Source organism: Streptomyces sp. YIM S03343, assembly GCF_054729195.1.
In genome coordinates, this window is record NZ_JBPUKX010000001.1 from 3,131,892 (window position 1) to 3,147,288 (window position 15,397).

Here is a 15,397-nt window from a genome sequence, read left to right on the forward strand (position 1 = left end):
GCGAAGGCCCGGGCCTCCCTCACGGAACCCGGGCCTCCCCCTCATCCGGTGCGCGTCCGTCACGCCGCGACCGGAACCTCCGGCGCCGCACCGTTGCTCGCCGGTGCGAGCGCCAGCTCCAGGACCTGGCGGACGTCGGTGACGGTGCGGACGTCCAGCTTGTCCAGCACCTCCGCCGGGACGTCGTCCAGGTCGGGCTCGTTGCGCTTGGGGACGATCACCCTGGTGACCCCCGCCCGGTGCGCGGCGAGCAGCTTCTGCTTCACGCCGCCGATCGGCAGCACCCGGCCGGTCAGCGACACCTCGCCGGTCATCGCCACGTCCGTGCGGACCAGACGGCCGGAGAGCAGGGACGCGAGCGCCGTCGTCATCGTGATGCCGGCACTCGGGCCGTCCTTGGGGACCGCGCCCGCCGGGAAGTGGATGTGCACGCCCCGGTCCTTCAGATCGGCGACGGGCAGCTCCAGTTCGGCGCCGTGCGAGCGCAGGAAGCTCAGCGCGATCTGCGCCGACTCCTTCATCACGTCACCCAGCTGGCCGGTCAGGGTCAGCCCGGCCGCGCCGGTCTCCGGGTCGGCCAGCGACGCCTCGACGAACAGCACGTCGCCGCCCGCGCCGGTGACCGCGAGACCGGTGGCCACACCGGGTACGGCCGTACGGCGCTCGGCCGGGTCCTGTGCCGACTCGGGCACATGGTGCGGCCGTCCGAGCAGGGCGCGCAGATCGTCGTCGGTGACGGTCAGCGGCAGCTCCCGGTCGCCCAGTTCGTGCTCCGCGGCGACCTTGCGCAGCAGCCGGGCGATGGCCCGCTCCAGATTGCGCACGCCGGCCTCGCGCGTGTACTCACCGGCGAGCCTGCGCAGGGCGCCCTCCTCGAGGGTCACCTCGGCCTTGTTCAGACCGGCCCGCTCCAGCTGGCGCGGAAGCAGATGGTCCCGGGCGATGACGACCTTCTCGTCCTCGGTGTAGCCGTCGAGGCGGACCAGCTCCATACGGTCGAGCAGGGCCTCCGGGATGGCCTCCAGGACATTGGCCGTGGCGAGGAACACCACGTCGGACAGGTCGAGTTCGACCTCAAGGTAGTGGTCGCGGAAGGTGTGGTTCTGCGCGGGGTCCAGGACCTCCAGCAGGGCGGCCGCGGGGTCGCCGCGGAAGTCCGAACCGACCTTGTCCACCTCGTCGAGCAGGACCACCGGGTTCATCGACCCGGCCTCCCTGATCGCCCGCACGATACGGCCGGGCAGCGCGCCGACGTAGGTACGGCGGTGGCCGCGGATCTCCGCCTCGTCGCGTACGCCGCCGAGCGCGACGCGCACGAACTTGCGGCCCATCGCGTGGGCCACGGACTCGCCGAGGCTGGTCTTGCCGACGCCGGGCGGGCCGACCAGGGCCAGCACGGCACCGCCGCGACGGCCGCCCACGACACCCAGGCCGCGGTCGTTGCGCCGCTTGCGCACCGCCAGATACTCGGTGATCCGCTCCTTCACGTCCTCCAGGCCCGCGTGCTCGGCGTCCAGGATCGCCTTGGCGCCCCGGATGTCGTAGGCGTCCTCGGTGCGCTCGTTCCACGGCAGTTCGAGGATCGTGTCGAGCCAGGTGCGGATCCAGGAGCCCTCGGGCGACTGGTCGGAGGCCCGCTCCAGCTTGTCGACCTCCTTGAGGGCGGCCTCGCGGACCTTCTCAGGCAGGTCGGCGGCCTCCACACGGGCGCGGTAGTCGCCGGTCTCCTCGCCCTCCGGTTCACCGTTCAGCTCGCGCAGTTCCTTGCGGACGGCCTCCAGCTGGCGCCTCAGCAGGAACTCGCGCTGCTGCTTGTCGACGCCCTCCTGGACGTCCTTGGCGATGCTCTCGGCGACGTCCTGCTCGGCCATGTGGTCGCGCAGTTGCTGGGTGGCGAGCTTCAGCCGGGCCACCGGGTCGGCGGTCTCCAGGAGCTCCACCTTCTGATCGGTGGTGAGGTACGGCGAGTAGCCGGAGTTGTCGGCGAGCGCGGAGACGTCGTCGATGGCCTGCACCCGGTCGACCACCTGCCAGGCGCCGCGCTTGCGCAGCCACGCCGTGGCCAGCGCCTTGTACTCCTTCACAAGGTCGGTGACCTGACCGGGCAGCGGATCGGGCACGCTCTCGTCGATCCGCGCGCCCTCGACCCAGAGGGCCGCACCGGGCCCGGTGGTCCCGGCGCCGATGCGCACCCGGCCACGGCCCCGGATCAGGGCGCCCGGGTCGCCGTCGGCGAGCCGTCCGACCTGCTCGACTGTGCCGAGCACACCGGTCGTCGCATAGGTACCGTCGATACGGGGCACCAGGAGAACCCTGGGTTTTCCTGGCTCGGCGCGGGCGGCGGCCTGGGCGGCCTCCACCGCGGCCCGTACGTCGGAGTCGTTCAGGTCCAGCGGAACCACCATCCCGGGCAGCACGACCTCGTCGTCGAGCGGCAGCACAGGCAGAGTGAGCGGTGTGAACGCCGTGGACTCAGCAGCCATGATCTCCCCTTCGGCAGTCAAGTTGAGTTATGCCGACTCAATGCACAGGGGCGATCGATTGTTCCCCGTCAGCCGTTCGCTGTCAGCGATCAGTCAGCGGTCAGGAAAGACGCGAGGAAACAGAGGAAACAACAGGGGAGGCGGCAGGCCCTGAGGGCCTGTCCGGCGCCAGGGTGCGCGCCCGCCGGACGCGGCGGACCAGAGGCCAGATCGCCACACCGATGGCCAGGGCGATCAGATGGCCCCAGTTCGTCATCGGGTCGGCGAACTCCAGCAGGTCCTCGACCAGCAGCCCGCCGAACACAGCCAGCAGCGGCCACCGCAGCCACGGCTTCAGCAGCCCGGCCAGCGCGCCGACGCTGGTGGCCACACCGAAGCTGATGCCGTAGTCGAGCCGGTGCAGCGAGGTCTCGGGCAGATGCCCGACCAGCACGGCGACACCGACGGTGCCCTCCGTGAGGAGGGTGGCCAGGACATGCCCGAGCAGGAACACGGTGGCAGCGCACCGGGCGCCGGTACGGCGTTCCAGCGCGGTCAGCACCAGCAGGAACCCGAACACGAACGGCGACGCGAAGCCTCCGGCCACCCACAGCGCGCTGGCGAGGAGCACGGTTCCCGGTGTGTGCAGCAGATGGGCGACATCGGTGCTGGAGCTCTGGTGCAGGGCGTTCACGAGAGCGGCGGGGTCGGCGTACTCGGTGATCAGCGAGGTGACGACGAGGACGAGCGCGTAGCCGAAGGTGAACGGGGCGCCGGTGGGGGTGGGGAGGAGACGCCAGGGGTGGAGGGCGCGCACGGCGCTCAGGGCGCCGAGACCCCGGAGACCGCGGAAGGCGTCGTAGCGGCGGCGGGGGGCCGGGACGGGAACGGCGGCGGTCGCCATCGGGCGCGGACGTCCCGGCTGGGCGGGCATCGCGTCCAAGAGGTCTCCGGTCCGGGGAAGGGGCGGGCCCGGGGGCGTGCACGAGGCCGTGGTGTCGACCGTCGCGGTGCGTTCCACAGTGAGGGGCTCCTTCCGTTTCACCCCACCCTTCGGCCCCCGCACGGCCGGTGTCTGTGACCGACACCACGCGGGGCCCGATTCTCAGGAACTTCCAAGGAGCTTCACGCGTCTTTCTCACGAGGCGCATCGCGAGGCGCATCGCGAGGCGCATCGCGAGACGCATCGCGAGACGCATCGCGAGACGCATGAGGCCGACTCGGGGCGACCGCACACTCCTCAAGGCCGCAGCAGTGTCACCTCCCGGGCGTGGGCGGCCCGCACACCGGCGTCCCAGTCGCCGGTGCAGTAGATCGAGATGTCGTCGATGGCGCCGTCGCGGACGTCGGCGCGCATCAGCTCACGGCAGTACCAGCCGCCCTGCTCGTCCTGCTCGTCCTGCTCGTTCTCCCAGCACTCCTCCCATTCGAGGACGAGCCCGGTGTCCGTCACATCGACGCGGTGGCGCGGCACGCTGCCCAGCGGCGGGTGGAAGCGGCGGCGCAGCTCGACGAGTGCGTCGCGTCCCGAGGTCTGGACCCGCCACTGGGGCACGCTCAGGTCGAGGAACACGTCGTCGGTGAAGAGGCCGTCGGGAGCGGTGTTCGTCTCGATGAAGCGCACGAAGAGCTCGGCGAGTTCCTTGGCGCGGGCGCTGTCGAGGAGTCCTTGCGGGTTCATGGCTGTGCCGTCGCGAGGTTGGCGCCGATGACCTCCATGGTGCGGTTCAGCTCGGCGGTCGGGCTGAATTCGACGATCTCGGTACCGGCGAAGAGGAGCGGGAGATGGCCGGGGGCGCCGTAGTAGGCGTCACCGGCGTGGAAGACCTCGTCGTGGTCGGGGTAGCGGAACACGATGCGGCCGGTGAGGACCTGGCCCCAGTGCGGGCACTGGCAGCGGTCCTCGGGCAGCCCGCGGAACAGCGGCGCCGGGTCCATGTCCTGCTTCATGGTCTCGTAGCCGACCGTGTAGGGGCCGATCTGCGCGTAGCGTCCCTCGATGACCGGCTCGTCCACGGTGAGTTCGGCCTCGGCCTTGGATGTACGGGGCATGATGTCCTGCTTTCGCCTTCTCGGCCGTACCTCTGTCGTACGGCGCCCTGTGCCCTCAGGGCGTGAGACGGGGCGGCACGATGTGCGACGCGGCCTCACAACCGCCAGTCGGGGGGCCGTTCGGGCTGGTAGACGCAGAGGGTGCCGGTGCGCAGAGCGGCGTGGAGGTGGCGGCCGAGTTCGGGGTGGACGTCGTCGATACGGCGTACGGCGGCCCGGACGCGGGCGGTGACGGCGGTGCGGGCCCGCTCTGCGGGCGAGCCGGTACGGCGGACCCTGCCGCCGATGCCGTAGGCCGCCGACAGCTGCTCGACCAGCGCGTCCCGTTCAGCGGCGATCCGCTGCGAGCGCCGCGCGTCCCCGGTCGCGTCCGCCTCCTCGGCCTCCGTCTCCAGGTCCCGCAGTCGGCGCCGGTAGGCGGCCCGCGCGGTGGCGTCGACGACCTCGCCCGTGTCGCCCTCGGGGTGCAGTCCCTCGGCGAGCGCGGCCTGGGCAGGGGCGGGGACCGGGGCGGCGGCCAGTTCCACGGCGGGCACGGGGGTGCCGGGGCGGGCGAGGAGCACGGCGATGTCGTGCAGTCCCTTGCTGTCGGCGAGGCGCACCTCGCGACCGGCATAGCCGAGGTGCCAGAGGCGGCCTTCGCGCCGGAAGACGGAGTCGGTGACTTCGGCTGCATCAACGACATCGGCGGCACGGCCCGTCCCCGGCCGTGGAGTGGACCCCATGCCGCCGGTCTCCGTCTCGATCCGCGCAGCGAGCGCCGCCGAGCCCGTCTCCCGGGCTGCCCTGAGGGCCCGTTCCCGGTGGGCGCGCGCCCGCTCCGGGTCGGCCATGGCCGCCGCGAGCAGCGCGAGATGCCGCTCGACGGGACCCCGCACCGCCGCGCCGATGCCCTCGATGGCGAACAGCCCGGCGTAGGGGGCGAGAAGGTTGTACAGCAGCGGTGCCGTGGGGTGGGCGCCGAGCGCGCCGACCGTCTCGGCCGCCTGGGCGACCATCGGCAGCCACTCGCTGTCGCGCGGCTCGGTGGCGAGCCGGGGTGCCACGGCCGACAGCCCGAGCGCGGCCTCGTCGAGCCGGCCGTACTGCGCGGCGAGCAGCGCCAGGGTGACGCGGGGCCACAGACCGGGCAGCCGCTCCAGTGCCGGGAGGGTGGCGAGCAGCCGGGTCATGGCGTCGAGGTCGCCGGTCCAGGCGTACAGGCACCAGCGCTGGGTGCCGGCCAGCAGGGCGGCGTTGGGGCTGTCGGCGGCCCGGCCGAGCGCCTCGGTCTCGTCGAGGGCGGCGGCGCAGTCGTCGTAGCGCCCCTCGCGCAGCGCCCGGGAGCCGCGCCACAGCGGCACGTACCAGGCGTACAGGGGCCGCCGCAGCGGTCGTACGGCCGTCTCGTAGGCGACGGCCTCGGCGTCGGCCCCGGCGAAGTCACCGGTCTCCAGCAGCGCGACGAGCCGGAGTCGGCGCCCGAGCAGTTCGAGCACGGGCTCGGGCAGGGCGCGCCCGATACCGACGATCTCACCGGCCCAGCCGAGGCGCTCACGGCAGTGCTCCGGCCCGGACCGCGCATCGCACAGGGCGGCGAGCGCGGTCCCGAGCGCGGAGGAGTCACCGGCCTCACGAGCGATGCCGACGGCCTCCTCGGCGAGCTCGACGCGGTGCTCCTCGCTCTCCACGAGAGCGGCGGCGAGCGAGAGCCGGGCGGTGACGACGGCCCGCAGGGCGGGGTGCGTGGCGGTGATGGCGGCGCGGGCCTCGGTGAGCAGGTCGAGCTGCTCCCGGTCCGCGAGATCGACCTCGAACCCGACGGGCCCGGTACCGAGCCCGAGGGCGGCACGGGCCAGCAGATCGGGCCGCCGGGCGGCACGGGCGAGACGGGCGGCACGCAGAAACGCGCCGCGAGCGGCGTCGCGTTCCCCGGCCCCGAGCCGGGCGGCGCCCAGGCCGAGGAGCACGTCCACGACTTCGGTGCCGGCGGGGGCGGCACCGTCGTACGCCTGCGCCGCGTCGTACGCCTGCGCCGCGTGCTCGTACCAGCGGGCCGCGTCCTCGAAGGCGTAGAGGTGCTCGGCGCGGGTGGCGGCCTGGTGGGCGTAGGCGGCGGCCTCCCGGGTGTGTTCGGGGCCTGCCAGCAGGAGGTGGTGGGCCACCTCGGCGGGGCCGGTGTCGCGGCCCCGGCAGGCGTAGCCGGTCAGCACCGCGGCCACGGCGTGGTGCAGCGCGGCCCGCTCGGCGGGGGTGAGAGTGCCGTGGACGGCCTCACGCAGCAGGTCGTGGCGGAAGGCGGCCCGGTCCGGGGCGATCTTCCCCAGCAGCCCCGCCCTGTCGGCCTCGCCGAGCAGCCCCCGCACCTCCGCGAGCGGCACTCCGGCGGCCTCGGCGAGCACATCGATCCGGAACCGCGTGCCGAGCACGGCGGCGACGTGCAGGACACGGACCGTGCGCGGGTCGAGTTCGGCCAGCCGGGCGGCGACCGCGGCGCGGACGGTCACGGAGGGGACCGCTTCCTCCGCCGCCTCGGCGGATGCGGCAGGCATGCCCCTGTCCGCCGCCTCGGCCGATGCGGCAGGCACGCCCCCGTCCGCCGCCTCGGCGGATGCGGCGGGTACGCCCCCGTCACGCAGCAGTTCCGTGACGAAGAACGGCTCCCCGCCCGTGCGGTGCAGCACCGCTCGTACCGTCTCCGCGGTCGGCGGGGTGCCGGTCGCCGTCTCGACCAGGGTCGCCACCTCGGGTTCGCTCAGCGGTCCCAGGGGCAGGGTGCGGCCCCGGCGGAAGAGCTGGGCACGGGCCCAGGTGCGGTCGCGCCAGGCCGTGTCGTCGTCGCGGGCCGTCACCAGGAGCAGGAGGGGGGCCGTGCGGGCGGTGTCGGCGAGTTCCAGGAGGAGGCGCAGGGACGAGGCGTCCGCGGAGTGCAGATCGTCGAGGACCAGCAGGAGCGGCTCGCGGCGTGCCGCCGAGACGAGGAGTTCGGCCACGTCGCCGCTCAGGCGCAGGCGGGCGGTCTCCGGGTCCGTGCCGCCGCCGGCCGGAGGGTCGGTGGCGGCCGGAAAGTCGGTGGCGGCCCGTGGGCCGGTGGCCGCCGCGCCCGTCACCAGCGCCCGCAGCGGCGGTGACGCGGCGACCAGCCGTCCGCCGGTCGCGTCGTCGGCCGCCAGCTCGCGCAGCAGGCGTGACCAGGGGCGGAAGGCGCGGCCCGCGGTGCCCGGCGGGCACCAGGTCCACAAGGCGCGGCAGCCCGACCGCGCCGCCGCCTCCTCGGCGGTACGGGTCTTGCCCGCCCCCGCCGCACCGGTCAGCGTGACCAGGCCGCCCCGGCCCGCGGCCGTGCGCTCCAGCGCGTCCCGGAGTTCGGCCAGCACGTCCTCGCGTCCCACGAAGGGACTGCCCGCGGCCACCGCATCACCCCGCAGTCCTTCCGTGTCCCCCGGTATCCCCCTGTCATCCCCGGGTGTCCCCTTGTCCCCGGGTGTCCCCCGGTCGCGTCCTCCGGTGCCTCCGGCGCCTCTGGTGCCACTGGTGCCTTCTGGTTCCGAGGGTAGGCACCCGGCACCCCCTGCGCGCGGTCATCCGTAATTCCCTCAGGCGACACGGGTCGTTGGGGCAGGATGGGTTTCCATGACCACCTCGTACGACACCACGCCCGTGGTGCTGGACCGTCGTGAGGGACCGTACGGCGAGGTCGTGCTGCGCAGGCACGGCGCGTTGCTCCAGATCATCGCCAACGGCTGCTTCCTGATGGACACCTCGGACGGCCGCTCGGAGCGACGGCTCGTGGACGCCGCGCGCGACGCGCTCCGCATACACGACAACGACGCCCCGCACCGGCCGGACCTGCTGATCGGCGGGCTGGGCGTCGGGTTCTCGCTCGCGCATGCGGCCGCCGACCCCCGCTGGGGGCGGATCACGGTCGTGGAGCGGGAGGAGGCCGTCATCGGCTGGCATCGCGACGGGCCGCTCGCCGAACTGTCTGCGCGGGCGCTCGCCGACCCGCGCACCGAGATCGTCGCGGCGGATCTCCTGGCCCACCTCGATGAGGCCCGTGCCGCGTACGACGCACTGTGCCTCGACATCGACAACGGCCCCGGCTGGACGGTCACCGAGGGCAATGAAGGGCTCTACTCACCGGCCGGACTGGCAAGCTGCGCAAGGGCGTTGCGGCCCGGCGGGGTACTCGCCGTATGGTCGGCGCAGCCCTCCCCGGAATTCGAGAAAACCTTGTGGAATGCCGGGTTCAAACAGGTGCGTACCGAAGAGATCCCCGTTGCCCGGGGCGTTCCCGACGCCGTCCATCTCGCCTTCGGACCCGGATAGAAAACTCGCGGTAACTCCCCGTACGCTGCATGCCTGACGCGGATCAATCAAGCGCACAGCGCAGTCATGGGATCACCCCACTGGTTCCGGAAAGCACACTTCAGGGGCGGGCGATGGAGCAGACACACACCTCGCACAGCGGTACGACGACGGCTACCCCGGGCGCGCAACGCCGGGTCCTGGTCGTCGAGGACGACCCCACGATCGTCGACGCCATCGCGGCCCGTCTGCGCGCCGAGGGATTCCTCGTGCAGACCGCGGGTGACGGCCCGGCAGCCGTGGACACCACCGAGGCATGGCAGCCCGACCTGCTGATCCTCGACATCATGCTGCCCGGCTTCGACGGCCTTGAGGTCTGCCGCCGGGTGCAGGCGCAGCGCCCGGTGCCGGTGCTGATGCTCACCGCGCGCGACGACGAGACCGACATGCTGGTCGGCCTCGGGGTCGGCGCCGACGACTACATGACCAAGCCGTTCTCGATGCGGGAGTTGGCCGCGCGGGTGCATGTCCTGCTGCGCCGAGTGGAGCGCGCCGCGATCGCCGCGTCAACTCCGCGCTCGGGCATCCTTCGTTTGGGTGAACTGGAGATCGACCACGCGCAGCGCCGGGTGCGGGTACGCGCTGAGGACGTCCATCTGACGCCCACCGAGTTCGACCTCCTGCTCTGCCTGGCGAACACACCGCGCGCGGTGCTCTCCCGCGAGCAGTTGCTCGCCGAGGTGTGGGACTGGGCGGACGCCTCCGGCACGCGGACCGTGGACAGCCACATCAAGGCACTGCGCCGCAAGATCGGCGCCGAGCGCATCCGTACGGTGCACGGCGTGGGATACGCGCTGGAGAGCCCGACACCATGAGCGGCACCCGGCCGCCCGTACCAACGTCCGCACCACCGCCCGCACCACCGCCCGCCCCGCAGAACCCCGGCGGGGAACCCTGGGGCTCCACGGTGCGCCCGTTCTCGATCAAGACGAAGCTGGGCGCGCTGGTCGTCACCTCGGTGCTGATCACCACCGGTCTGTCGATGATCGCGGTGCACACCAAGACGGAGCTGCGCTTCATCACGGTGTTCTCGATGATCGCCACCCTGCTGATCACCCAGTTCGTGGCGCACTCGCTCACCGCCCCGCTGGACGACATGAACACGGTGGCCCGCGCGATATCCCACGGCGACTACACCCGCCGGGTGACGGAGAACCGGCGCGACGAACTGGGCGACCTGGCGCAGACGATCAACGTCATGGCCGACGAGCTGGAGGCGCAGGACCGGCAGCGCAAGGAGCTGGTCGCCAATGTCTCCCACGAGCTGCGCACCCCGATCGCGGGTCTGCGCGCGGTGCTGGAGAACGTCGTCGACGGCATAGCGGAGCCCGACACCGAGACCATGCGCACCGCGCTGAAACAGACGGAGCGGCTGGGGCGGCTGGTGGAGACCCTGCTGGACCTCTCCCGCCTGGACAACGGCGTCGTACCGCTGCGCAAGCGGCGTTTCGAGGTGTGGCCGTATCTGTCGGGGGTGCTGAAGGAGGCCAACATGGTGGTCTCCGCGCGCGGCGGTCTCGCCTCCGGTTCCGGCACCCACACCCGCACCGACGTCCATCTGCATCTCGACGTGTCCCCGCCGGAACTGACCGCGCACGCGGACCCGGAGCGTATCCACCAGGTGGTCGCCAATCTGATCGACAACGCGGTCAAGCACAGCCCGCCGCACGGCCGGGTGACGGTGAAGGCGCGGCGCGGCGCCCAGCCGGAGTCGCTGGACCTGGAGGTCCTTGACGAGGGGCCCGGCATCCCCAGGTCGGAGTGGCACCGGGTCTTCGAGCGGTTCAACCGGGGGGCGGTCAGCCGTCCGCACGGGCCCGGCAGCGACGGCGGTACGGGGCTCGGCCTGGCCATCGCGCGCTGGGCGGTCGATCTGCACGGCGGGCGGATCGGGGTGGCCGAATCCGAGCGGGGTTGCCGGATTCGTATCACCCTCCCGGGAGATCCCTTGGTGGCCGGTTGACGTACAGTGCGAGGCTGGATCACAAGATCCGGTGAACCTCGTCGCTGACGGACACGTGTGATCAGGCAGGGGGTCGCGAGCACCGGGTGCGGGCCCCCTGGTGGCGCATGGGTTTCAAGGCGAAACCCCGTTTGTTTCCCGCCAATTCGGCCCCCGAAACCCGCGCCGCGATGTGACTTACGCGACGAAGCATTGGCCCCACCTGACCTTCCCGGTCGTGGGGGCGTAGCCTTTATTCCCGCTGTCCATCACCTTGTGAAGCGGAAGAGGGCGGTTGCCGCCGTGTCGCCACAGTCCCCCAGTAACGCATCGAGCATCTCGACCGACGCCGACCAAGCGGGCAAGAATCCCGCTGCCGCGTTCGGTCCGAACGAGTGGCTCGTCGACGAGATCTATCAGCAGTACCTCCAGGACCCGAATTCGGTAGACCGCGCCTGGTGGGACTTCTTCGCCGATTACCGGCCGGGTCCCCCGGCCGCGGCGGGAACGGCGGAAACGGCGGGGGGTGCGGCGACATCGGCGCCCGCTCCGGCCGCTCCGGCGCCCGCGCAGCCCGCCCCGCCCGCCACGCCCGTGGTACCGGCTCCCGCCCCGGCGGCTCCGGCCGCCCCGGCACCGGCACCGGCGCCGGTGGCACCTGTCACCCCGCCCGCGGCCGCCGCCCCGGCGCCCGTGCAGCAGCCCGCTCCGGCCGCCGCACCGCCGGTCGCCCCGGCTCCGGCACCTGCCCCCGTGCAGCCCGCCGTGGCCCCGGCTCCCGCGCCTGCCCCCGTGCAGCCCGCCGCCAAGCCGGCCGCCGCCGTGAAGCCTGCGCCCGCCGCCGCGCCCGTCACCGCCGCCGAGGGGCCGGAACTGGTCACCCTGCGCGGTCCGGCCGCCGCGGTCGCCAAGAACATGAACGCCTCCCTGGACCTGCCGACCGCCACCTCGGTCCGCGCCGTCCCGGTGAAGCTGCTGTTCGACAACCGCATCGTCATCAACAACCACCTCAAGCGGGCCCGCGGCGGGAAGATCTCCTTCACCCACCTCATCGGCTACGCGATGGTGCAGGCCATCAAGGCCATGCCGTCGATGAACTTCTCGTTCGGCGAGAAGGACGGCAAGCCGACCCTGATCAAGCCGGCCCACGTCAACCTCGGCCTGGCCATCGACCTGGTCAAGCCCAACGGCGACCGCCAGCTCGTCGTCGCCGCCATCAAGAAGGCCGAGACCCTGACCTTCTTCGAGTTCTGGCAGGCCTACGAGGACATCGTCCGCCGCGCCCGCGACGGCAAGCTGACGATGGACGACTTCACCGGCGTCACCGTCTCCCTGACCAACCCCGGCGGCCTCGGCACCGTCCACTCCGTGCCGCGTCTGATGCCCGGCCAGTCCGTCATCATGGGCGTCGGCTCCATGGACTACCCGGCCGAGTTCCAGGGCACCTCCCAGGACACCCTCAACAAGCTCGGCATCTCGAAGGTCATGACGCTCACGTCGACCTACGACCACCGGGTCATCCAGGGCGCCGCCTCCGGCGAGTTCCTGCGCCAGGTCGCCAACTTCCTGCTCGGCGAGAACCGCTTCTACGACGAAGTCTTCGAATCGCTGCGCATCCCCTACGAGCCGGTGCGCTGGCTGCGTGACATCGACACCTCGCACGACGACGACGTCACCAAGGCCGCCCGGGTGTTCGAGCTGATCCACTCCTACCGGGTGCGCGGCCATGTCATGGCCGACACCGACCCGCTGGAGTACCGCCAGCGCAAGCACCCCGACCTCGACATCGTCGAGCACGGGCTGACGCTGTGGGACCTGGAACGCGAGTTCGCCGTCGGCGGCTTCGCCGGCAAGTCGATGATGAAGCTGCGCGACATCCTCGGCGTGCTGCGCGACTCGTACTGCCGCACCACCGGCATCGAGTTCATGCACATCCAGGACCCCAAGCAGCGCAAGTGGATCCAGGACCGGGTGGAGCGCCCGCACACCAAGCCGGAGCGCGAGGAGCAGCTGCGCATCCTGCGCCGTCTCAACGCGGCGGAGGCGTTCGAGACCTTCCTGCAGACGAAGTACGTCGGCCAGAAGCGCTTCTCCCTGGAGGGCGGCGAGTCGGTCATCCCGCTGCTGGACGCGGTCCTGGACAGCGCGGCCGAGTCCCGCCTCGACGAGGTCGTCGTCGGCATGGCCCACCGCGGCCGGCTGAACGTGCTGGCGAACATCGTCGGCAAGTCGTACGCCCAGATCTTCCGCGAGTTCGAGGGCAACCTCGACCCGAAGTCGATGCACGGCTCGGGCGATGTGAAGTACCACCTGGGCGCCGAGGGCACCTTCACGGGCCTCGACGGCGAGCAGATCAAGGTGTCGCTGGTCGCGAACCCCTCCCACCTGGAGGCCGTCGACCCGATCCTCGAAGGCGTGTCGCGCGCCAAGCAGGACATCATCGGCAAGGGCGGCACGGACTTCACGGTCCTGCCGGTGGCGATCCATGGCGACGCGGCCTTCGCGGGCCAGGGCGTGGTGGCCGAGACCCTCAACATGTCGCAGCTGCGCGGATACCGCACCGGCGGCACGGTCCACGTCGTCATCAACAACCAGGTCGGCTTCACCGCGGCCCCCGAGTCCTCGCGTTCCTCCATGTACGCGACGGACGTGGCCCGCATGATCGAGGCCCCGATCTTCCACGTCAACGGCGACGACCCGGAGGCCGTGGTCCGTGTGGCCCGGCTGGCCTTCGAGTTCCGGCAGGCGTTCAACAAGGACGTGGTGATCGACCTCATCTGCTACCGGCGCCGCGGGCACAACGAGTCGGACAACCCGGCCTTCACCCAGCCGCTGATGTACGACCTGATCGACAAGAAGCGCTCGGTGCGCAAGCTCTACACCGAGTCCCTGATCGGCCGCGGCGACATCACCCTGGACGAGGCCGAGCAGGCGCTCCAGGACTACCAGGGCCAGCTGGAGAAGGTCTTCACCGAGGTCCGCGAGGCCACCTCGCAGCCCGCCCCGGCGCCGTCCCACGAGCCGCAGGACGGCTTCCCCGTCACCGTGGGCACCGCGGTCTCCACCGAGGTCGTCAAGCGCATCGCCGCGTCCCAGGTCAACATCCCCGACCACATCACCGTCCACCCCAGGCTGCTGCCGCAGCTCCAGCGCCGGGCGGCCATGGTCGAGGACGGCACCATCGACTGGGGCATGGGCGAGACCCTCGCCGTCGGCTCCCTGCTCCTGGAGGGCGTCCCGGTGCGGCTCGCCGGCCAGGACTCCCAGCGCGGCACCTTCGGCCAGCGGCACGCGGTGATCATCGACCGCGAGACCGGTGAGGACTTCACCCCGCTGCTGTATCTGTCGGAGGACCAGGCACGGCTGAACGTCTACAACTCGCTGCTGTCCGAGTACGCCGCGATGGGCTTCGAGTACGGCTACTCGCTGGCCCGGCCGGACGCGCTGGTGATGTGGGAGGCGCAGTTCGGCGACTTCACCAACGGCGCGCAGACGGTCGTCGACGAGTTCATCTCCTCGGCCGAGCAGAAGTGGGGCCAGACCTCCGGCGTCACGCTGCTGCTGCCGCACGGCTACGAGGGCCAGGGCCCGGACCACTCGTCCGCCCGCCCGGAGCGGTTCCTGCAGCTCTGCGCCCAGAACAACATGACGGTCGCGATGCCGACGCTCCCGTCGAGCTACTTCCACCTCCTGCGGTGGCAGGTGCACAACCCGCACCACAAGCCGCTGGTCGTCTTCACCCCGAAGTCGATGCTGCGTCTCAAGGCGGCGGCCTCGAAGTCGGAGGAGTTCACGACCGGCGCGTTCCGGCCCGTCATCGGCGACGCGACGGTCGACCCGGCCGCCGTGAAGAAGGTCGTCTTCTGCGCGGGCAAGGTCTACTACGACCTGGAGGCCGAGCGGCAGAGGCGCGGCGCCGCCGACCCCGCGGCCGCCGAGACGGCGATCATCCGCCTCGAACGGCTGTACCCGCTGCCGGGTGCCGAGCTCCAGGCCGAGATCGCCAAGTACCCGAACGCCGCGAAGTACCTGTGGGTGCAGGAGGAACCGGCGAACCAGGGCGCCTGGCCGTTCATCGCCCTCAACCTCATCGACCACCTGGACCTGGCGGTCGGCGCGGACGTGCCGCACGGCGAGCGGCTGCGCCGCATCTCGCGTCCGCACAGCTCGTCCCCGGCGGTCGGCTCGGCCAAGCGCCACCAGGCGGAGCAGGAGCAGCTGGTCCGCGAGGTCTTCGAGGCGTGACCCACTGAACCGTCCTACGGTTCGTACCGGCCCCGTCCCCCGGCTGTCTGCGCCGGAAGGACGGGGCCGTTCCTTTGCCTCCGTGACCCCCTTCTAACCTGGACGTATACAACGCAACCCGCGAGTCCCGAGAACGTCCCCAGGAGAACACCCGTGTACTTCACCGACCGAGGCATCGAAGAACTGGAGAAGCGCCGCGGCGAGGAGGAGGTCACCTTCGAGTGGCTGTCCGAACAGCTCCGCACCTTCGTCGACCTGAACCCCGACTTCGAGGTCCCGATCGAACGCCTCGCCACCTGGCTGGCCCGCCTGGACGACGAGGACGACGAGTAACGCGACGCGTCGGCAG

At 71.9% G+C, this 15,397-nt stretch carries 10 protein-coding genes; 5 read left to right on the forward strand and 5 right to left on the reverse strand.

Features of this window, described 5'->3' with window-relative positions; translation table 11 throughout:
- Positions 1–59: 59 nt before the first annotated feature.
- The 5 genes from lon to ACSYGN_RS13205 all read right to left on the reverse strand — a co-directional run bounded on the left by lon (position 60) and on the right by ACSYGN_RS13205 (position 7,906).
- Positions 60–2,483, reverse strand: coding sequence for an endopeptidase La (lon, locus tag ACSYGN_RS13185; RefSeq protein WP_460395150.1), 2,424 nt, complete (start codon positions 2,481–2,483; stop codon positions 60–62).
- A gap of 100 nt (positions 2,484–2,583) precedes the next feature.
- Positions 2,584–3,483: a rhomboid-like protein gene (locus tag ACSYGN_RS13190; protein WP_460395152.1), complete on the reverse strand. Its 900-nt coding sequence runs from the start codon at positions 3,481–3,483 to the stop codon at positions 2,584–2,586.
- 219 nt (positions 3,484–3,702) lie between these two features.
- Positions 3,703–4,143 (reverse strand): hypothetical protein, encoded by a 441-nt coding sequence (locus tag ACSYGN_RS13195; RefSeq protein ID WP_460395154.1) that lies wholly within the window; start codon positions 4,141–4,143, stop codon positions 3,703–3,705.
- Positions 4,140–4,514, reverse strand: a complete 375-nt coding sequence (locus tag ACSYGN_RS13200; RefSeq protein WP_460395156.1) for a cupin domain-containing protein — start codon at positions 4,512–4,514, stop codon at positions 4,140–4,142. Before ACSYGN_RS13200 ends, ACSYGN_RS13195 begins: the two co-directional genes overlap by 4 nt.
- 95 nt (positions 4,515–4,609) lie before the next feature.
- Positions 4,610–7,906 carry an ATP-binding protein gene (locus ACSYGN_RS13205; protein ID WP_460395158.1) on the reverse strand — a complete coding sequence of 1,099 codons (3,297 nt, stop codon included), beginning with the start codon at positions 7,904–7,906 and terminating at the stop codon, positions 4,610–4,612.
- A gap of 220 nt (positions 7,907–8,126) precedes the next feature.
- On the opposite strand from ACSYGN_RS13205, the gene ACSYGN_RS13210 reads away from it, so the two are divergent.
- The 5 genes from ACSYGN_RS13210 to ACSYGN_RS13230 all read left to right on the forward strand — a co-directional run bounded on the left by ACSYGN_RS13210 (position 8,127) and on the right by ACSYGN_RS13230 (position 15,381).
- On the forward strand, positions 8,127–8,822 hold the full coding sequence (locus ACSYGN_RS13210; RefSeq protein ID WP_460395160.1) for a spermidine synthase family protein: 696 nt from the start codon (positions 8,127–8,129) through the stop codon (positions 8,820–8,822).
- Between the two features lie 113 nt (positions 8,823–8,935).
- Positions 8,936–9,676 carry a response regulator transcription factor gene (locus ACSYGN_RS13215; protein WP_460395162.1) on the forward strand — a complete coding sequence of 247 codons (741 nt, stop codon included), beginning with the start codon at positions 8,936–8,938 and terminating at the stop codon, positions 9,674–9,676.
- Positions 9,673–10,824 carry a sensor histidine kinase gene (locus tag ACSYGN_RS13220; protein WP_460395164.1) on the forward strand — a complete coding sequence of 384 codons (1,152 nt, stop codon included), beginning with the start codon at positions 9,673–9,675 and terminating at the stop codon, positions 10,822–10,824. The genes ACSYGN_RS13215 and ACSYGN_RS13220 overlap by 4 nt, the downstream gene beginning before the upstream one ends.
- Before the next feature lie 282 nt (positions 10,825–11,106).
- The gene (locus ACSYGN_RS13225; RefSeq protein WP_460395166.1) at positions 11,107–15,048 is read left to right on the forward strand and encodes a multifunctional oxoglutarate decarboxylase/oxoglutarate dehydrogenase thiamine pyrophosphate-binding subunit/dihydrolipoyllysine-residue succinyltransferase subunit; all 3,942 of its coding nucleotides are present in this window, start codon (positions 11,107–11,109) and stop codon (positions 15,046–15,048) included.
- A gap of 153 nt (positions 15,049–15,201) precedes the next feature.
- Positions 15,202–15,381 carry a DUF6104 family protein gene (locus tag ACSYGN_RS13230; RefSeq protein ID WP_460395168.1) on the forward strand — a complete coding sequence of 60 codons (180 nt, stop codon included), beginning with the start codon at positions 15,202–15,204 and terminating at the stop codon, positions 15,379–15,381.
- Positions 15,382–15,397 lie beyond the last annotated feature (16 nt).